Annotated in this window: 17 protein-coding genes, 1 tRNA gene and 2 pseudogenes; 11 read left to right on the top strand and 9 right to left on the bottom strand. The window is 56.0% G+C overall.

Annotated features, from left to right (window positions below):
* Positions 1 to 40: 40 nt before the first annotated feature.
* Entirely contained in the window at positions 41 to 1,312 is a 1,272-nt protein-coding gene (locus PSQ90_RS01400; protein WP_282211656.1) for an extracellular solute-binding protein, read from the bottom strand.
* Between the two features lie 76 nt (positions 1,313 to 1,388).
* On the opposite strand from PSQ90_RS01400, the gene PSQ90_RS01395 reads away from it, so the two are divergent.
* Positions 1,389 to 2,309, top strand: coding sequence for a helix-turn-helix domain-containing protein (locus PSQ90_RS01395; protein WP_282211655.1), 921 nt, complete (start codon positions 1,389 to 1,391; stop codon positions 2,307 to 2,309).
* Between the two features lie 30 nt (positions 2,310 to 2,339).
* On the opposite strand, the pseudogene PSQ90_RS17185 reads toward PSQ90_RS01395, so the two are convergent.
* The 6 genes and pseudogenes from PSQ90_RS17185 to betC form a co-directional block, all read right to left on the bottom strand.
* Positions 2,340 to 2,578: pseudogene (locus tag PSQ90_RS17185) on the bottom strand (IS5 family transposase); the annotation flags it as partial.
* A 255-nt stretch (positions 2,579 to 2,833) separates the two neighbouring features.
* The gene (locus PSQ90_RS01390) at positions 2,834 to 4,456 is read right to left on the bottom strand and encodes a GMC family oxidoreductase (protein ID WP_282211654.1); all 1,623 of its coding nucleotides are present in this window, start codon (positions 4,454 to 4,456) and stop codon (positions 2,834 to 2,836) included.
* 178 nt (positions 4,457 to 4,634) lie between these two features.
* Positions 4,635 to 5,426: an ABC transporter ATP-binding protein gene (locus PSQ90_RS01385; RefSeq protein WP_282211653.1), complete on the bottom strand. Its 792-nt coding sequence runs from the start codon at positions 5,424 to 5,426 to the stop codon at positions 4,635 to 4,637.
* Positions 5,423 to 6,049 carry an ABC transporter permease gene (locus PSQ90_RS01380; protein WP_282211652.1) on the bottom strand — a complete coding sequence of 209 codons (627 nt, stop codon included), beginning with the start codon at positions 6,047 to 6,049 and terminating at the stop codon, positions 5,423 to 5,425. The genes PSQ90_RS01385 and PSQ90_RS01380 overlap by 4 nt, the downstream gene beginning before the upstream one ends.
* 264 nt (positions 6,050 to 6,313) lie before the next feature.
* Positions 6,314 to 7,303, bottom strand: a complete 990-nt coding sequence (locus tag PSQ90_RS01375; protein WP_282211651.1) for an ABC transporter substrate-binding protein — start codon at positions 7,301 to 7,303, stop codon at positions 6,314 to 6,316.
* A gap of 76 nt (positions 7,304 to 7,379) precedes the next feature.
* Positions 7,380 to 8,906 carry a choline-sulfatase gene (betC, locus tag PSQ90_RS01370; RefSeq protein ID WP_282211650.1) on the bottom strand — a complete coding sequence of 509 codons (1,527 nt, stop codon included), beginning with the start codon at positions 8,904 to 8,906 and terminating at the stop codon, positions 7,380 to 7,382.
* Positions 8,907 to 9,132: 226 nt separating this feature from the next.
* Here betC and PSQ90_RS01365 point away from each other — a divergent pair, with 226 nt between their 5' ends.
* The 4 genes and pseudogenes from PSQ90_RS01365 to PSQ90_RS01355 form a co-directional block, all read left to right on the top strand.
* Entirely contained in the window at positions 9,133 to 10,047 is a 915-nt protein-coding gene (locus PSQ90_RS01365) for a LysR family transcriptional regulator (RefSeq protein ID WP_282211649.1), read from the top strand.
* A 216-nt stretch (positions 10,048 to 10,263) separates the two neighbouring features.
* Positions 10,264 to 10,368 carry a DUF3489 domain-containing protein gene (locus PSQ90_RS17090; protein ID WP_407648149.1) on the top strand — a complete coding sequence of 35 codons (105 nt, stop codon included), beginning with the start codon at positions 10,264 to 10,266 and terminating at the stop codon, positions 10,366 to 10,368.
* Between the two features lie 72 nt (positions 10,369 to 10,440).
* On the top strand, positions 10,441 to 10,947 hold the full coding sequence (locus PSQ90_RS01360) for a DUF2924 domain-containing protein (protein ID WP_282211648.1): 507 nt from the start codon (positions 10,441 to 10,443) through the stop codon (positions 10,945 to 10,947).
* A pseudogene (locus PSQ90_RS01355) lies at positions 10,940 to 11,220 on the top strand (recombinase family protein); the annotation flags it as partial. The gene PSQ90_RS01360 and the pseudogene PSQ90_RS01355, both read left to right, overlap by 8 nt.
* 228 nt (positions 11,221 to 11,448) lie before the next feature.
* Here PSQ90_RS01355 and PSQ90_RS01350 read toward each other — a convergent pair.
* A tRNA-Gln gene (locus PSQ90_RS01350) sits at positions 11,449 to 11,522 on the bottom strand.
* Positions 11,523 to 11,765: 243 nt separating this feature from the next.
* Between PSQ90_RS01350 and PSQ90_RS01345 the strand changes: the two genes are divergently transcribed.
* Together PSQ90_RS01345 and PSQ90_RS01340 are read left to right on the top strand one after the other, a co-directional pair.
* Positions 11,766 to 12,959, top strand: coding sequence for a Ppx/GppA phosphatase family protein (locus PSQ90_RS01345; RefSeq protein WP_282211647.1), 1,194 nt, complete (start codon positions 11,766 to 11,768; stop codon positions 12,957 to 12,959).
* Positions 12,952 to 13,686, top strand: coding sequence for an RlmE family RNA methyltransferase (locus tag PSQ90_RS01340; protein ID WP_282211646.1), 735 nt, complete (start codon positions 12,952 to 12,954; stop codon positions 13,684 to 13,686). The genes PSQ90_RS01345 and PSQ90_RS01340 overlap by 8 nt, the downstream gene beginning before the upstream one ends.
* Positions 13,687 to 13,696: 10 nt before the next feature.
* On the opposite strand, the gene PSQ90_RS01335 is transcribed toward PSQ90_RS01340, so the two are convergent.
* Entirely contained in the window at positions 13,697 to 15,055 is a 1,359-nt protein-coding gene (locus PSQ90_RS01335) for an MFS transporter (RefSeq protein WP_282212965.1), read from the bottom strand.
* Between the two features lie 307 nt (positions 15,056 to 15,362).
* Here PSQ90_RS01335 and guaB point away from each other — a divergent pair, with 307 nt between their 5' ends.
* From guaB to PSQ90_RS01315, 4 genes are read left to right on the top strand one after another with little or no spacing between them, the layout of a single operon-like run.
* Complete coding sequence (gene guaB / locus PSQ90_RS01330; protein ID WP_282211645.1) at positions 15,363 to 16,865, top strand: IMP dehydrogenase; 1,503 nt, start codon at positions 15,363 to 15,365, stop codon at positions 16,863 to 16,865.
* A gap of 2 nt (positions 16,866 to 16,867) precedes the next feature.
* Entirely contained in the window at positions 16,868 to 17,299 is a 432-nt protein-coding gene (locus PSQ90_RS01325; RefSeq protein ID WP_282211644.1) for an MAPEG family protein, read from the top strand.
* A 44-nt stretch (positions 17,300 to 17,343) separates the two neighbouring features.
* A complete protein-coding gene (locus PSQ90_RS01320) occupies positions 17,344 to 18,633 on the top strand; it encodes an RsmB/NOP family class I SAM-dependent RNA methyltransferase (protein WP_282211643.1) in 1,290 nt (429 codons plus the stop codon).
* A gap of 54 nt (positions 18,634 to 18,687) precedes the next feature.
* A complete protein-coding gene (locus PSQ90_RS01315) occupies positions 18,688 to 19,173 on the top strand; it encodes a TspO/MBR family protein (RefSeq protein WP_282211642.1) in 486 nt (161 codons plus the stop codon).
* Positions 19,174 to 19,222 lie beyond the last annotated feature (49 nt).

Genomic DNA, 19,222 nt, shown 5'->3' with positions numbered 1-19,222 from the left:
GCGCCAACAAATGGCCGACGCTGCCTAGGGAGGTTGAGTGCTACTGCGCGATCGGAAGGCCGGTTGCGAAGCCAATTTGCTTGGCGGCGTCGTCCATAGCTTCCTGTGCGCTGGTGTATTGACCATTTAGATAAGCGGTTTGGACAGAAAGCATCACTTGGTCGGCGTCAGAAAAGAACTCAGAGCCGTTAATCGGCGAGATTAGCGGCAGCCGGCCCAAAATCAGCTTCCAGATTTTCTGACCGCCCCAAAAAGCGCTTGGTTCGTCAACATAGGGATCCTCTAGAGCTGAGGTCAATGACGGCACGAGACCTTGATCCTTGAGCATTGTAATTTGTCCCGCTTTAGTACCCAGCGCATAGGACAAGAAGGTGTAGGCGGCAGCCTTTTTATCGCTGTTATTGGCTATTGCTAGTAACGAACCACCAAAATTGGACGCATGTGCGCCGTCAGCGGTGATCGACGGCATGATGGCGACACCCCATTTTCCCGACTGGTCTGCCGGGGCGCCGTTGCGGATTACACCCTCCATCCACGCGCCGTTCATCAAAGTTGCCACCGCGTTTGCAGTCACATTAGTTATTTTCTGGTTGAAATCTGCCGCTGCAACAAGTTTGTCGTCGACCATGGTTTTGACCGTTTCGAGTGCGGCCACGCATCCTGGTTCTGCGACCGATATGGCCTGTCCATCATTGGTGAAATAGCCGCAATTCTGCTCTTCTGCGATCATGCGGAAATTCTCGGTGCCGCCATTAAGGTTGTCGTTGATCATGGTAACGCCTGGATTAGCCGCCTGTATGGCAGCACCGGCTGTCATGAAATCGTCCCAAGTCGTTAATGAGTCGGCGTCTACCCCCGCTTTGTCATAGAAGTCGCGCCGGTAAAACATAACGACCGGCCCTGAATCCCAAGGCATTCCCAGCATGCGGTCTTCGTCGCGCAAGGCGAAAAGCTTGAACTCAGGAAAAGCCGATTGGGCACCCGCATCAAATCCAAGGGGCACCAAGTCTGCAGCACATTCTGGAAACTGGGCCGTAATCAATTCCATCTCAATGTTCTGAAACTGAAACACATCCGGCAGGCCCACGCCACCAGCCGCGCAGGCCGCCAGAACTCGGCTTTTTACATCAGAGTAACCGAGCTTTTCGACTTTGACAGTGATATCGGGATGCTCGGCGTTAAATCCCGGTATTGTCGCCTCAAGTCCTGGGGCCGCACTACCCCATGACCAAACTGTTATTTCTGATTGAGCTTGGGCCGCACCACTCGCGAAAATTAGAGTAGCCAGTGCGCATCCAATTACACTTTTCATTATGATTTTCCTCCATCAAGGGGCATGTTGACCCCTGCATCTGACGCGAATATGGCTCAGCAATGGAGATGCTGTCTTGCGCACCGGGCACAAAATATCATGGGATGGTAAGATTTTAGGCACAAAGGTTTGGAACCCACACGAGAGTACGGTGGAGGCGTCGCCCGACAAGGTTATTTTGGGCCGTGGATTGCCCGAAAAGATGCCGGTCGTCCATTGGCATGCTCAAATAGAGATCAACTACGTTCCCAATGGCTGGGTTCAATACGAGATGTGCGGCAAACAATTCGAACTTCAGTCGGGCGATATAGCTCTGTTCTGGGGCGGACTGCCCCATCGTCTCAGCAATTATGAAGTCGGCTCGCGGATGGACACAATCCACTTGCCCCTCATGCAGTTTTTCAGGCTCAGACTAGCAGATGAAATCCGTGACAAGTTGATGGCAGGTGCGGTGTTGATCGCCGCTTCAGAAACAGATGAGGATCATTGCGCCTTTGAGCGTTGGGGTAGCTATTTTCGTTCGGGAGATATGGCTCGGGAAAAAATTGCGACCGAGGAGCTGCTAATTCGACTTGAACGCATTGGTCTAGATCCGTACCAACTGATTGAGATAGGCGCTGGGCGAAATTCACACCTAGAAATTCCAGATCAGAAAAACTTTGACAGGCTGCGGCACATAGTGGAGTTCGTCACGGGACACTTTCGCGAGGATCTGGATATTTCCCAGATCGCGGGAGACGCTAGGCTGCATCCAAAATACGCAATGACCATATTCAAACGGTCAACCGGTGTGACCCTTAATCACTACATTGTTCTGTTAAGGCTGGCCTATGCGCAGGCCTTACTAATTCAGAAATCGGACAGTATCGTTAACATTGCAATGGCAAGCGGATTTGGTTCGTTGTCCCACTTCAATCAAGTGTTTCGCAAACATACCGGACTAACGCCGACGGAGTTTAGGCGAGAAATGGGTGAAAACCGACCGACTAAGACTTAGCGGCAAATGACCCGGGACCTGTTGACAGTACGGCATCCATATTTTGGCGGCAGCTGATGCGAGGAAGGCTGCGAACGATATTGCGGTCTTGTCGAAACGTGTGGCGATGCGGCGGAACTGCGTGAGTCTGTCGAGCATGCGATTGATGCGGTTGCGGTCCATGTAGGCCCAGAAGTCACACGGCGGCGGGTTTCTGCGGTTGACTTTGGATTGGATCACCGGAACGTGCCGCTAAGAAGCAGATACTTGCGCAAAGCGTCGTCATGGCCATATCGTCGGGCGAAACCTGGGCCGCTGCTGTCGACAGGATTGAAAATACAATCCTTGCATGGCTGAATGCCGCCGCTCAAAACCTATAGATGTCCTTCATCACCCGCTCGGCAGGCTTTTTTGGTGCTCGAGGATTTAGCAGTCATCTTGGTTCCTTCGTCAAAGCGACGGGATAAAAACACTTCTTAGATCTCGACCACAAATCTGGGACAGAGGTGCTGACGGGAATAGGATTGGAGTACACTACGTGCAGCTCATTGGGCGTGCGCTAACCCGATCAGACTGGCGGCCTTGCTCCCAATTGCCATGGCAGGCGCATTGGTGTTGCCCGAAACGATTTGCGGCATGATGGAGCAATCTATGACCCGCAGCCCATCGATTCCGCGAAGTTTAAGATCGGGGCCGACGACGGCAGATTTATCGCGCTCCGCGCCCATACGTAGGGACCCGACCGGGTGATAGTTGGTTTTAACCGTCTGACCGCAGTAACGTTCCACCGCTCCAGGGTCTGCCATGACCTCGTCGCCTGGCAGTAGTTCGGCCGCGATCCGCGATTTGAATGGTTCGGTTTGGAGCAACTTTCGCCCCGTTTGTAGAGCTGCGACCGTGAGGCGAAGATCGTCGGGATCGCCGAAGAAATTGCAGTCGACAAGGGGGAGGTCCGCTGGATTGGCGGAGCGCAGCCTGACGCTGCCTCGCGCCTTGGGGCGAAGAAGGCAGGACGTAAATGTCACCCCCCATGCCGGTTTCGCGGCGCTGACATCCCGATCAAGATACACTATGGGCGCGCAATAGAGCTGAATAGTTGGTCGGTCACCACCGTCCGGATCAAAGAACAAGCAGGATTCAATACCGGTGGTCGTCACCGGACCCGAATTGAATAGAACATATTGCAGGCCGTTCCTGATCATGGGCCAGCCTTTGTCCTGTCCAAAATATCCAGAGCGGCCCTTTGTGGTGGCGATGACCGGCACCTCGTGATGATCCTGAAGGTTTTGGCCAACGCCCGGAATATCCGCGATCACCTTGATTCCGTGCTCGCGCAAATGGTCAGCAGGACCTATTCCGCTCAACATGAGCAGCTTGGCGCTATTGTATGTTCCAGCAGCGATGAGCACTTCACGTTTGGCGCACACCTGATGTTGCGCACCATTTTTTTGATAGGTCAGTCCCACTGCACGCCCGTTTTCAACAAGAACCTTGTCGACACGCGCCTCAGTGATGATCGTGAGTCTCTTGTCACCCTCAAGTGGATCGAGGAACGCCTTTTTCGCATCTGAACGCGCTTTGTAACGTCCCCACTGCCCATAAGTGTGCTGCATAATGCCGACGCCGTTCTGGCGAGCACCATTGAAATCGGGGTTGAATGAATGGCCCAATGCCTGCGCGGCTAGCAAGAAATGTTCGGTCGTCGGCGAGATATGACCGGGATCGGAGACTTTCAGCGCCCCCTCCGCGCCGTGATAGCGGTCGTTCAGGCGGTTGTTGGCCTCAATACCGGTGAAATGGGGCAGCATATCCTCGTAAGACCACTCTGAGCCATTGCCCAATGTTGCGGACCAGCCATCATAGTCCTCAGCCTGCCCGCGCATATAGACCATGGCGTTCACCGCGCTTCCGCCCCCGAGGGTTTTGCCCACAGGTACAATTGGCGCTCGTCCACCAAGCTGAGGCTGTGGCACAGTTTTGTGCATTTCCATGTAGTCTTCACGTGCCAAAAACTTCATGTATCCCGCCGGCATCGCCATAATAGGGCTGGTCTTAGCCGGGCCGCGCTCCAGAACGAGAACAGAGTAGCCAAACTCTCGAACGAGGCGCATGGCAGTTACGCAGGCAGATGACCCACCTCCTGCGATAACGAAGTCATAATCGGCCATGAATTTCCCCTGAGTCTTGGGCGGACGTACTGCTGTCTTGGAGCTTCAAGCCTGTCACCTCGTTATCAAATCATGGAGCAGGCATGGTTCGCCGGCTGTCCAGTATGCAGGCAGAATCAAGAGTCCGGTCGGTGCTTCGCGCAGATTGCAAGGGCGCTGATTTAGCCGCCCGGCCCCTCTAGGCATCCTCTTTAAGAAGCTCATGCAGTTTGCGTTTTTCGGCGAGAAATTCTTCCGACAAACGTAATTCCTCGCGGCGTGGGCGTGAAAGACTAACATCCATAATGGTTTTTACGCGACCAGGTCGTGGCGCAAGCACCACAATTCGATCTGACAAGAAAACGGCTTCTTCCAAATCGTGCGTGACGAAAATGACGGTCGAGCCAGCTGTTTCCCACAAACGAAGCAACTGGGTTTGCATATTGGATTTTGTCTGCTGGTCTAAGGCGCCGAAAGGCTCGTCCATGAGCATCAAATCCGGCGTGTTTGCATATACGCGCGCCAGATCGACACGTTTGCGCATGCCGCCGGACAATTCTTTTGGATAGGCATCTTCCCAGCCACCAAGGCCAACAAGTGCAATCCATTTTTCGGCTTGAGCGCGAACCTTATCGCGCGGCAGTTTCTTCAGTTTAAGACCGAACTCAATGTTCTTTCGGACCGTTAGCCACGGAAATACCGCGTCTTGCTGGAACACCATGCCACGGGCGGCACTAGTGCCTTTAATTTTCTTGCCCTTGTACAGGATGCTGCCCTGAGTGGGCGTTTGCAAACCGGCAATGATTCGAAGAAGCGTTGACTTGCCGCAACCGGAATGGCCGATGAATGAAATGAACTCTCGCTCGCGGAAGCCCAAATTAATATTGTCAAGAACGTTGAGTTCGGTGCCATCCAGCGTAATGAAATCTTGGCGGATGTTTTGAATGATGAGCGAGGGGGCTTCGGTTTGATCGAGGTTTGCTTGGCTCATTTCGACACCTCCTCCCAACGGCTCATGCGGACTTGGATCGTGCGGAAAATACGGTCCATGATGAAGGCCAAAACGCCGATGCAGAATATGCCGACCATCACAAGGCTGGTGTCAAAAAAGCGCCGTCCAGCTTGGAGCATATATCCAAGCCCGCTTTGGGCGGCGACAAGTTCGGCGGCTACAAGCGTTGCCCAAGAGGCTGCCATACCGACGCGCATTCCCGCAAAGATGAACGGAACCGCGAATGGGATAGCAACTTTGTAAAAGATGGTGGCTTCGCTGGCGCCAAGTGTTCGAGCTGCCTCTACATAGACTTTTGGCACCTGCTTCATGCCTGAGAAGGTCGGCACGATGCAGACAACGAAAGAGGTGATCACGAGAACCAGTATTCGAGATTCTTCACCGATCCCAATCCACAGAATAATCAGCGGTATATAGGCAAGTGGCGGTACGGGGCGCATGCATTCAACAATCGGATCGAATACATATTCCACATAACGAAACCAGCCCATCAAGCTCCCGATGAGTATCGCCAGCGCGGTGCCAATCGTATAGCCAATTAGAATACGCGATAAGCTGGCCCATACGGCAGTCAGCAATGTTCCATCGCTAAATTTGGCCATGGCTGTCGCCAAAATTGCCTGGGGCGGTGGCAGCAGAGCTGGATTCGTCCCAGGGAGGTTTGAGACCACTGAATAGGCCAAAACAAGGGTGCCTAGGCTAACTGTTCCAATCACCAGTCTTTCGATCCGGCGAAATCGCATAACCTCTGCCGGGGACATTGGGCGGTCGGGTGTCGTATCCGACACTCCGTCCGCTTCGACAGATACTTTTGAAGCAGGCATCTTGTTGACCTTCAATTGATCGGGTGGGGTCGCTGACCGCTTTTAAGGCAACATCGAGGTGTCTATGAACTTATCGAAGCTCGGCACTTTAGGGATTAGCCCTGCCTCCGCCATAAAGTCTGCCTGCAAGGTCAGCAACCGCTTGAACTCGCCAGTTTCCACCAGTTTACGTACGGCTGTCGCATCATAATAGGTCAAGTTGTCCAATTTGGCCTTGGTATCTTCAACCGACATTGTCACGCCAACCACTTGGGTGAGCCACGTCCGTAGTTCGCCGGTGTTTTCTGCCTGCATGTAAGGAACAATCTGATTTTCCCAAACCTTCATCAGCGTAGCAATATCGTCGTGGCGGGCGGCGACAACGGATTCGGGTGCTACCCAACTGTCAAACATGCCGAGCGGCGGATCAAAATCGGATGGTTTGAACAAGATGTGCGAGTCTTTTCGCGCAGCCAGGACTTGTTCGAGCGAGGATTCAATGGGGATGACAGCGTCAAGCCGACCCGCAACAAAAGCAGCCTGTCCGTCAATAGACTCCATTTGAATCAGATTGACGTCGTCCATCGTTAGGCCATTCTGCTCAAGGGCCTGAGCCAGAAGAAGATGCGCTGTTGTTCCCCAGGGCACGCTGACGTTTTTGCCTTTAAGGTCAGCGATGGTTTTGATGTCATTGGTGGAAACAATATTGAGTGTACCAGATACGTCTGCGACCGGGGCCAGAATGCGAATTGGGAATAGATTGGTCGCGACCGTGCGAATGGTTGGAACGCCACCGAGTGCGCCAACGTCAATGGATCCCGACGCCATAGCTTCAAGCAGTGGAGGGCCACTGGCGAATAGGATGAGTTCAACATCGAGCCCAGCATCCTTAAACCAGCCTTTCTCCTCAGCGACCGAGATGCCACCAAATGTCAGGAAACTCAAATAGCCTACCCTTAGGCGCTCTGCAGCAGACGCAGGCGTTATGATGGTTGCCATGGTTACGGCGGCAAGGCCGATACCGCGTATCGCTCTTAAGATTTTACTGTTCATTCCTCGTTCCTCCCTGAGGTCTGTAGATTGATGTCGCACTGCCCCTGGGCAACACGTGTTGGTTCTTTGATTTTGTTCAGCAACTGCTACCAGCGTTGACCGCCGTTCGGACGTATTGCTTTGTCGCGTCTCGATGCGGCTGGTAGTCCCACGCGCCGCCCGATGTTTCAGATTGATTTCGTCCGTTCTGAATAAAAATTCTCGTTTTTTGCGCCTCTTTGATTTCTTCAACGAAGTCCTTGGCGTCAAAATCGGCAAAAATCTGCCCGAGCATTTTGCTGACCCGCCCGCTGTGCTCCGGCCGGTTTGCCAGATTTGTACCCTCCTCGGGATCTTCGGCGAGGTTGTATAAGATCGGTTCAAAATCGAGGAATGCCACCAGTTTCCAATCGCCGTCCCGCAACATGAACATGGGGGTGTTGGTGCCGTCGCCGAAATAATCAATGAGTGCCGTCCCACGCCAATCCGGATCTTCGCCAGCAAGAAGTATTCGCTTCAAGCTGTCCCCATCGAAATCTAGTCCGGCTCTTTTTGGCTCGAGACCGGCTAGATCCAGAATGGTTGGCGCAAGATCGACGTGCGAGACCACCGCGCTCGAAACACCGGGCGCGACTTGCCCAGGCCAGGATATGATCAATGGAACGTGGGCGCTTTCTTCATAAAACGTTCGCTTAAACCACATGTCGTGCGCGCCAAGCATTTCACCATGGTCACTGGTAAATATGACAATTGTGTCGTCGCTCATTTTCAGGGTTTCGAGCGTTTCTAGGACTTGTCCGATGTAATCATCCACATGACTGATCATACCCAGATGGGCGCGAATGGAGACGCGGGTTCTTTCCTCGTCCGGCGCGTTTCGGTCGATACCGTGATAGATCTGGAGCATGCGATTGTAGGGATGGGCGTCGCCATCGCCTTGCCCCACTCGGCTCGGCGTCTGGATATTCGCATCGTCATAAAGTTCCCAATATTTGGGAAGCGTTTGAAACGGCTCATGCGGCTGGGTGAACGAAACCATCATGAAGAATGGTTTTTCCTTGGCATCCAAAGCGTGGCCTTGCAGAAATTCCACCGCCCGGTTCTTCGTTTCGGTGTCATAATTGATCTGCATGTTGGTACGGCAGAGCCCCGACGACTCGAGCTTATCAACTGAGGTTCCGGGATCATGCTTGACCGGCAAATCCCAATCGCGCGACCAGATAAAGTCAGAGGGATAAATATCTGTGGTTTGCCTGTCATCGAAACCATGAAGCTGATCAGGGCCAATTGAATGGGTCTTCCCCGACACGGTCGTGCGGTAACCGATGCTCTGGAGACCATGCATATAGGTCGGCAGTGACGCGCTGAACTCATCGCCATTGGTACAAACACGGTGACGACGGACATGGGTGCCCGTCGCTAGTGACGCCCGGGCGGGGGCACACAAGGGTGACGCGGTGTAGCAATCCGTGAACACGCGTCCACCGGCTGCAAGTTTGGCAATATTTGGGGCAACCGCTTTTTGCGCCGCTTTTCGATACGATGGCTGAGCAACGGGAAGAACAAAATGCGACATCTGATCGACAATCAGAAAGAGGAAATTCGGCTGTCTGGCTTTGATCATTGTGTTTCCTCTTTCAAGCCTGTTCGCCTACGAGATCGGGATGTCGTCCGGCCTATGAGTGTTTCGCGTCAAATAAGCGTTTCGTCGGGTTGCTGCGGAGCCCGTCCATTCCGTAGCCAACCTTCAAGAACGTTCGCTGCATTTGTCGGAACCTATCTCTTGACTGGTATTCCATAAAGGTCGAAATATTTATGGATATATGAAAAACAATCATGGGTTAGGATGCATGAACACATTCTTGGATGATCGCTGCCTGGCAAACTTCATCGCGATTTATGAACATGGGAATATCAGTCGTGCTGCCGAAATCGTTCTGCTAACGCAGCCGGCATTATCCAAAAGCCTTCATCGGTTGGAGAACGATTTGAATGTCTTGCTCTTCGTTCGCAGGAGTCGCGGGCTTTTCCCCACCGAGGCCGGGCATGAACTTTACAACTGCGCCAAAAAAATCGAGACGGAAACTCGGCGTTCCCTGGTTCGTATCGCTGGCTTGGATAGCGGATTACGAGGTAGAATTCGCGTTGGTGCAGGCCAAATGTGGAGTTGGGTCAGAATTCCGGGAGCCATCCATGAATTCATGTCGATATATCTCAACCTCGACGTGGACTTGGTAACGGCACCAATGGAATCACTTGTGACGCAACTCGAGAGTGGAGCAGTCGATATCGCAGTTGGGGACATGACCGACGTAAAGGTTCCGCACGGGTGCCACGAGTTTAAGTTCCCGCCCGGAACGCAATTGCCGTTCGCAAGCCAGAACCACCCATTAGCAGGCAGCACCGATGCCGACCTTTCGGACCTGGTCCGGTATCCATGGATTGGCTTCTACAACGACAACGTTTTTACGCGAAATGTCTTGGCAATATGTACGAAAGCTGGCGTGCCGCTCCCCAACATTCCATTAAGGGCAAGCTCGCTTGCGGCCATTCTGTCGGTCGTGAAAGGGGGGCAGTACGTCATTATACTGCCGGAGGAGTTTGCGGCCATTGCGACCAAATTCGGCATCACCAGCATTAACTTCAAGCAATTGAACATGTGGAGCTTGTCCACCTCGGCGCTATATTACGAGAATGAATATAATATTGGGCCTATTCAAACGATGATAAACATAATGGAAAAATCGAATATCCATTTGGGTTGACCGGCCTGGCCCCGTTTGGAATGTTAGTGCATGACAGCCCGTGACGCTATGGGCGAGGTGGGCAACTGGTGGAGGTTAAGCACCCGGCCATGATGGCTTCCGGCGCGTGGCGACCAAATTGCCGACCGCCAGCCCTGGCGCCGAGTCGCGCTCCAAGCCCCGGTCTCGCAGCGCCAACGCCGCCAAAATACCCACTAAGGGCGAGACGATCCTAAAATGCCTGAGGCGCAAGCGGGGGCTTGCCTGGCCGATCTAATGACGGCGACCGGTTGGCAAGCGCACTCGGTGCGGGGGTTTTTTGTCCGGCACAGTGCGCAATAAATTGGGGCGGGCGCTGGTTGCTGAAAAGGGCAGCGATGGTGTGTTGCGCTATCGGATCGAGGGCTAACTGCGATGGCGGTAATCACCAAGGAAGACTGGCGCGGCCATGTTCTGCCCATGCCGGTCGATCTCGAGGGGCTTTCGAGTCCCGAACTATCGGAACTTATGGACCGGCTGTATGGAGCAGACCCGCGTGCCCGACTGAGCCGCGAACTGATGCTCCGGGCGGTGGCGTTTCAGATCCAGTCGCTGAGGGAAGGGCGGCAGGGTGGTTTGGGATCGAATGGTAGGGGCAATTTGCCTTCGATCCGACTGGCCGCGCGGCGCGTAGAACAGGCGGTGCGGTCGAAAGGAGTAAAAGCGCAACCGCCGATTGCGCTCGATCCGGGAACGCGACTGGTGCGCGAGTGGCGGGGTGAGGTGCATGAGGTTGTGGTTCAGGCCGTTGGCAAGTTCCTGTTTCAGGGAAAGGCCTGGCGATCGCTAAGTGAGATTGCCTCGACCATCACTGGCACCAAATGGTCCGGTCCGCGCTTCTTCGGCTTGCGGCAGATCAAGGGGAAACTAGCTGATGCCTGATATTGTCCACCGTGGGTTGCGAGGTAGGGGAGATGGTGTCTCGCGCGTCCGATGCGCCATTTACACCCAAAAATCTTCGGATGAAGGTTTGGAGCAGGAGTTCAACTCCCTGCATGCCCAGCGCGAGGCGGGTGAAGCCTGCGTGCTGAGCCAGCGCCACGAGGGCTGGTTGGCATTGGAAACTGTGTACGATGATGGCGGCTTTTCCGGCGGTTCTACATGCGGCGCCCGGCCTTGGAGCGATTGCTGGCCGACATTGCCGCGGGTCTCGTCAGTCATTTTGGCTGACGGGCTCGGCACGCTCAACCATCATGTTTCCATCCAAACAAACCGAGTGTAAGCTCGCAACTGCGCCCCGGAGACTTTGGTCGTTTCGACCGCTACAACAGGGCTGCGCGAGACCAAGTTGGCGCGCGTCATCTGTCTCTTCTAGAGCTAACCCGCTGAAATATCGGGGCTATCGCCAGAGCGGCAGACGACCAAGGTTCGTATGAAGGTGGTTGGCTGGGGAACCTGGATTCGAACCAAGATTGACGGAGTCAGAGTCCGCAGTTCTACCGTTGAACTATTCCCCACCGGACACACAAGGTTGGTGCCGAGCGACGCATATGTCAGCGGCAGAGATGCTCTGCTGACCAACGCGGCCACTGCATAACCAAAGCTGATGGGGAATGCAAGCGTTTGGGCGCGCCAATGCGCCTGTCGTAATCATTGCGCTGACGCCCGCCTTGCTCTACCGTCGCCTCGACAACGCAATTGAGCTGCGATGGGCGCGTGCTGGGCAACCAGCAGCGGCGACCGCGCAGATAGGAGAGTTTGTGACCGATGAAAATCGGTCCGCTGCCGCACCTTCGTCAGTGGACGAATCGGCACTCCACAGCCGGGCAGGGACGGGCCATGCCGGGCAAGGGCCAAGGGAAGAAACGCTCCCCAAAAGCCCGGTGGAACAGCGGACAAGTAACGCCCAAAATCCCCCACGGCGGCACCGCGGACCTGTTTACGCAGCACTTGATCTTGGCACCAACAATTGCCGCCTGTTGATTGCCCGTCCGCACGACCATGGTTTCCGGGTCATCGATGGCTACACCCGCATCGTGCGCTTGGGCGAAGGCGTGTCGACCACCGGTCGTCTGGGACAGGCAGCCATGGACCGCACAGTTGATGCGCTGCGTCAGTGCCGCAATAAATTGCGCGAACACCAGCCCGCCCGCATGCGGCTGATCGCAACCGAAGCCTGCCGCGCTGCCGAAAATGGCCCGAGCTTTCTCGAAAAAATCAAAAACGAGATCGGCCTCGATCTGGAAATCGTGGATCGCCGCACCGAAGCCTCGCTGGCCGTCACCGGCTGCGCTGATCTGATCGAAGCCAATGCTGCGGGCGCGCTGATGTTTGATATTGGCGGCGGGTCGTCTGAGTTGGCATGGCTGGATTTTCGTGGCGGTCGCCCGAAAAGTCAGGGGCGCATGCCCGCGGCCATCCGCTCGTGGCAGTCCCTGCCGGTGGGCGTGGTTTCAATTGCCGAAAAGTTCGGTGGCGTCAATGTAACGCCTGCCATTTTCGAATCGATGGTCCAGTTTGTTTCAGAACATTTGCGCCAGTTTCGCGGCCGCGAAAAGCTGCGCCAGATGATCGGAACCCACCCGGTGCATCTGATCGGCACCTCCGGCACCGTCACGACATTGGCCGGTTTGCACCTGGGGCTTGAGCGTTATGAGCGCCAGAAGGTCGATGGCCTGTGGATGAACCGCAATCAGGTCGATCACACCATGCGCGCCTTGCTGGGCATGACCTACGATCGCCGCGTCGGCCATCCCTGCATCGGCAAGGATCGGGCCGATCTGGTCTTGCCCGGCTGTGCCATATTTGAAGCAATTCGACGCGAATGGCCAACCGAGCGTGTGCGCGTTGCTGATCGCGGCCTGCGTGAAGGCATTCTGATTTCCCTTATGGATGTTGATCGCGCCCAAAATCGGCCAACACGAAAATACCCCAGGAGCCGCACCAATGGTTGATAAAGCGCTAGGCTCAGGCGGTCGCAAATCCGACAAGGACCTGAAAATCCGTGTCAAATCGGCCAAGGGGCGCAAGGTATCGTCCACAATCTGGCTCGAACGCCAGCTGAACGACCCCTACGTTGCCCGTGCTCGTGCCGAAGGGCTGCGTTCGCGCGCCGCGTTCAAGATTCGGGAAATGGACGAAAAGCACAAGCTTTTCCGCCGCGGCATGCGTGTGGTTGATCTGGGCGCGGCCCCCGGCGGCTGGTCACAGATCGCTGCGACGGCGACCGGCTCAACTGAAAAAAATCCGTTGGTCGTCGGCATTGATTATCTCGAAATGGATCCAATCCCCGGCGTGACCCTTTTGCAAAAGGATTTCACCGACGATGACGCGCCTGCCATGCTGATTGAAGCCATGGGCGGCAAAAAAGCCGATCTGGTGATGTCGGACATGGCCTGGCCCACCACCGGCCATCGGCCAACCGACCATTTGCGGATCGTGCATCTGATCGAGGTCGCCGCTGATTTCGCGCTGGATGTGTTGGCGCCAAATGGCTCCTTTGTCGCGAAGGTTTTTCAGGGCGGAACCGAGCACCAATTGCTGGCCATGCTCAAGCGCCACTTCCGCAGCACGCACCATGCAAAGCCGCGTTCAAGCCGCGCCGACTCAGCCGAAGCCTATCTGATTGCCAAGGGGTTCAAGGGCCAGCGGGAATCAGCGGATGAAGACGAAGAGCAATAGCCACCTCTGATCAGGTTTTTTGCGCGGCCGCTTTTTGAAAGCCGGAAACTTCATCGCCAGCGCCCTTGGGCAATCGCAGGTAAATCAGGCCGCCAACGGCGCTTAGTACACCCACGACGATGAACGCGATCCGGAAGTCGGCCAGTGACAGCGGCACGCCGCGGAAATGGCTGCTGATCTCCAGAATGCCGCCTGCCACCGCAACACCCGAAGCGATGCTCAACTGCTGGCAAACCGCCGTAATTGCCGTTGCCTGGCTGGCTTCTTCATTGTCCACATCGGCATAACCCAGGGCATTGCATCCGGTGAAAAAGAACGAGCGAAAAATCCCGCCGATTAACAAAATCGCCATCAAGACCACCGGCGAGGCGCTGATATCAATCTGCCCCTGCAGCGCAATAAGCGCGCCGCCACCGATACCACAAATCGTTAGCACCGGCTTGAACCCGAATTTGGCATAAACCCGCTCGGTCATGAATTTGGAGATGATGGCGCCGACCGCCCCGATAAAGGTGATCAGGCCCGAGGCAAATGGCGACAGGCCAAACCCCAGCTGCAACATCAGCGGCAAAAGGAAGGGTACGGCGCCCACCCCGACCCGGAACACCGACCCGCCAATAATTGCCGAACGGAAAAGCCGGTGCCGGAAAAGTCCAGGGTCCAGCAGCGGAAACTTGGCGTGCCGCGCGTGGAGAAAATAGAGAATGCCGCTCACCACACCCACTGAAATCGTCAGATAGCCGTAAATGATCGGCAACGCCGGCAGGCTGATCACCGATAGCCCGAATATGCTGCCCGAAAACGCAACGGCCAATAGCACGAAGCCGACAAAATCAATCGGCCTCGGATTGCGCTCATCTGCCACCTGCAGAAACCGTGTGGCCAAGGCGATGCCCGCCAGACCAATTGGAATATTGATCCAGAAAATCCAGTGCCAGCTGAGGTATGTGGTCAGGAATCCGCCAACGACCGGCCCGGTAATCGGCCCCAGAAGCGCCGGCACCGTCAGCCACGCCATGGCCGCCACAAGTTCGTTGCGCGGCGTCGAGCGCACTAGCAACAGTCGCCCGATGGGCGTCATCATCGACGCGCCAACGCCTTGGAAAAATCGTGATATCACAAAGGTTTCCAGCGAAAAGGCGAATGAGCAGGCGAGCGAGCCGAGCATGAACACCAAAATGGCCAGCCGGAAGATATTCTTGGCGCCATAGCGATCCGCCATCCATCCGCTGATTGGTATGAAGATTGCCAGCGCCACGAAATAGCTGGTCAAAGCCAACTTCAGGGCAACAGGTTCTGTGCCGATATCGGTCGCAATGGCGGGCAGGGAGGTGGCTATGACAGTTGAGTCCATCTGTTCCATGAACATGGCAACGGCCAAAACGAGCGGTGTAACGCGGTTCACGGGCGAACTACTTGCTGTGGGAATCGTAAGGAGCGCGAATGCGCGCCACAATTATGAACCTGCTTTGCCATCATGCAAAGCCCTGAGGCAGCGCACCCCGAATTTTGCCGGTACCGCCAATGTCACAAGCCTGCAATGCGTGTGCCCCTCTATGCAAAACCCCACGCCGGTGCTAATGACCCTCGCCAACCTGTACCCGGCGAGTCATCTAAGCCCGGTTCAAGCTCCAACATTTTCTGATCGATATCAGAAGGCACGGAAAGGTCTGGCCTTGGCGAAAATCATTACCACCATCACTGGCGACGCCGCACTCACATTTGACGACGTGCTGCTGCAGCCCGCGCGCTCCGATGTGTTGCCCACCGAAACCGATATCGGCACCTTCGTGACCCGCGACATCGCCCTCAAGCTGCCAATTCTGTCCTCTGCCATGGATACCGTAACCGAAAGCGCCATGGCCATTGCCATGGCTCAGGCCGGCGGCATGGGCGTCATCCATAAAAATCTGACCGGTCCCGAACAGGCCGAACAGGTGCGTCAGGTCAAAAGCTTTGAAAGTGGCATGGTCGTTAATCCAATCACCATTGGCCCTGACGCGACATTGGCCGACGCTCTCTCGCTGATGCAGATCAACAATATTTCGGGCATTCCCGTGGTCGAAAATGGCGGCCAGGGTGGCCGCGCCATCGGTAAGCTTGTCGGCATTATGACCAACCGTGACGTGCGTTTTGCCTCCAATCCGGGCCAGCGTATTGCCGAATTGATGACCCACGAAAATCTCGTCACCGTGCGCGATGGCGTCTCCAAGGACGATGCCAAACGCCTGTTGCACCAGCATCGCATCGAAAAACTGCTGGTTGTCGATGAAGACTATCGCTGCGTCGGGCTGATCACCGTCAAGGATATCGAAAAGGCCCAACTGAACCCCAACGCCGTCAAGGACGATCAGGGGCGCCTGCGCGTGGCCGCCGCTTCAACCGTTGGCGATGCGGGATTTGAACGCTCCCTCGCCTTGATTGATGCAGGTGTTGACCTGTTGGTCATAGACACCGCCCACGGCCATTCCGTGCGCGTCGCCGAGGCCGTCGAGCGAGTCAAACGTGAAAGCAATTCAACCCGCATTGTTGCTGGAAATGTTGCGACTGCCGAGGCGGTCAAAGCGCTGATCGATGCTGGCGCGGATTCAATCAAGGTCGGCATTGGTCCAGGCTCGATTTGTACCACCCGCATCGTGGCAGGCGTCGGCGTGCCCCAGCTTGCAGCGGTCATGGCCTGCGCGGAAGAGGGTGCCAAGCAGAACGTGCCCGTCATCGCAGATGGCGGAATCAAATTCTCAGGAGATATGGCTAAAGCCTTGGCCGGTGGTGCTTCTTGCGTCATGGTCGGTTCGCTTTTGGCCGGTACCGACGAAAGCCCCGGCGAAGTTTACCTCTATCAGGGCCGCTCCTATAAATCCTATCGCGGCATGGGCTCGGTCGGTGCCATGGGGTCGGGGTCAGCTGATCGCTATTTCCAGCAGGACGTGCGGGATCAAATGAAGCTGGTGCCCGAAGGCATTGAAGGTCAGGTTCCCTACAAAGGCGCAGCGGGTGCCGTTCTGCATCAGTTGGCCGGTGGCCTGCGCGCATCAATGGGCTATACCGGCGCCCATAATCTGCAGGAATTCCGCGACAATTCGGTCTTCGTGAAAATCTCCGGCGCTGCACTCAGCGAAAGTCACGTCCATGACGTCTCGATCACGCGCGAAGCGCCAAACTACCGCGGCGGCAGATAGAAATGCCCTTGCTCGATAAAGCCCTGTTTCTCGCCATTGCAGCACAGGTCTTTCTGACCTTTGCGGTTTTGGTGATGATGGGGCGCGAGCGGGTGCCGCGGGTGATGAGTGGCGAAATTCGGGTCAAGGACATCGCGGTTGAGCGCACTGCCTATCCGCTCAAAGCCCGGCTTCTCTCCAATAATTTTGACAATCAGTTTCAACTCCCGGTGCTGTTCTACCTCGCCTCGGCCCTTAGCCTCTGGGCAGGTGGCACGGGGTGGGTAGAAGTCACGCTGGCCTGGGCGTTCGTTGTGCTGCGTTATATCCACACCGCCATTCACGTCACCACCAATCGCGTCCACCGCCGCTTTGCCGCCTATGTCTTGGGCATGCTGGTCTTGGCGTTGTTATGGCTGTGGCTTACCATTCGTCTTAGCCTGCTGCAGTCCTAAGGGCCGCGAACGGGTCCGTTTCACCGATAATTCCGAGTATTTTCATGCGTCTTCCCGGCCGTCTTTCCGCCGCCATCGAAGTCTTGAACGATGTCGAAGCCCGCAAACGCCCGGTCTCCGAGGCGCTCAAGGCGTGGGGGCTGGGCAATCGTTTTGCCGGGGCAGGCGACCGCGCAGCCATCGGCAATCTTGTTTACGATGCCCTGCGCCGCCGCGCCTCGCACGCCTTTATCATGGGCGACGATAGTGCTCGTGCCTTGGTCCTGGCTGTTGCCGTGCTCGATTGGCACAACACCCCCGAAACGCTCAATGCCGCCTTTGCCGACGATGCCCACGCGCCCGCCCAACTTTCGGACGCCGAAATCGCTCGCCTCCAGACCGATCCTACGACCGCCCCCGACCACATTCGTGCCGACATGCCAGAATGGCTGGTGCCCTCGCTCCAACGCGCCTTTGGCCCAAATTGGGTTGCCGAAGGTCAAGCCATGGCCGGTCGCCCTTCGCTCGACATGCGGGTCAATGCGCTCAAATCCAACCGCGACCGCGTCCTTAAAAATCTCAAACGCTTCGACGCTGTCCAGACCCAGTTTTCCCCCAATGGCGTCACCATTCCGCCGGGCGAACGCGATAGCCGCACCCCCAACGTGACCACCGACGAGGGCTACCTCAAAGGATGGTTCGAGGTGCAGGATCAGGGCAGCCAGATCGTGGCCGCACTTGCGGGTGCCAGGCCGGGCAATCAGGTTCTGGATCTCTGCGCCGGGGCAGGCGGCAAAACCTTGGCGCTGGCCGCCGACATGACCAACAAGGGCCAAATTTTTGCCTACGACAGCGACCGCAATCGCCTCGCCCCCATCTACGACCGCCTCAAACGCAACGGCGCACGCAATGTGCAGGTCCGCGCGCCGTTGGACGGTGCATTGGATGATCTGGTCGGCAAGATGGATCGTGTTGTCGTCGATGCCCCTTGTACCGGCACCGGCACATGGCGACGTCGCCCCGACACCAAATGGAAACTGACGCCCGAACTGCTGGCCACGCGCCAGGCCGAACAAAGTGCAATTCTCGATGATGCCGCCCGTTTTGTTAAACCCGGCGGCACCCTCATCTACATCACCTGTTCGATCCTGCCTGAGGAAAACGACGATCAAACCACCGCCTTCCTCGCCCGCCAACCCCAGTTCGTGGTGGCAGACATTGCCCCACTCTGGCAGTCCAGCCTGGCCGCCCCCATGTCACCCGAATTGCCGAGCGTTGCCGGTGGCATCATTTTAACGCCCCGTCGCACCGCAACCGACGGCTTTTATTTTGCCGCTTTGACCCGCGCTGAGTGAACCAATTCAATCTTTCCAGCGTTCAACGTTCGGACACGCAATTGGATTGTTGAAATGAGCATGGCCTCGCTGGACGACTATAAGACACCGCGCCCCTGGGTATTGCTGGCGATTTTCTTGGCCGCTGTCATCGGCGTAGGGGCACTTGTCGGCACTCAGTCCGTGCCCGGGCAATGGTATCAAAGCCTCAACAAGCCACCCTTCAATCCACCCAACTGGATTTTCGGCCCCGTCTGGTTCGCGCTCTACATCATGATCGCCGTCGCCGGCTGGCGCATTTACATGATCGACCGCTCCAGCACCGTCATGAAAATATGGTACGCTCAGATGGTCATGAATTGGGCATGGTCGCCCGTCTGGTTTGTCGCCCAACTGGTCTGGCCTGCTTTTGCCATCATTCTTGCCATTCTGGCGCTGATCATCGCCTTCATCGCCACTGCTCGCCGTCTTGATCCTGCTGCTGCCTGGCTTTTTGTGCCCTATCTGGCCTGGGTCAGTTTTGCCAGCCTGCTCAATTTATCCATCGGCATTCTCAACTAGCGCGCCGCTAAAGTTGGGGATTGCAATTTCGCAACCCCGCTTTGCACTT

The sequence above is a fragment of the Devosia rhodophyticola genome (assembly GCF_028816475.1).
Taxonomy (GTDB): Bacteria; Pseudomonadota; Alphaproteobacteria; order Rhizobiales; family Devosiaceae; genus Devosia; species Devosia rhodophyticola.
The sequence above is the reverse complement of the archived record's forward strand: the minus strand, read 5'-3'. Positions and strand labels throughout refer to the sequence as shown.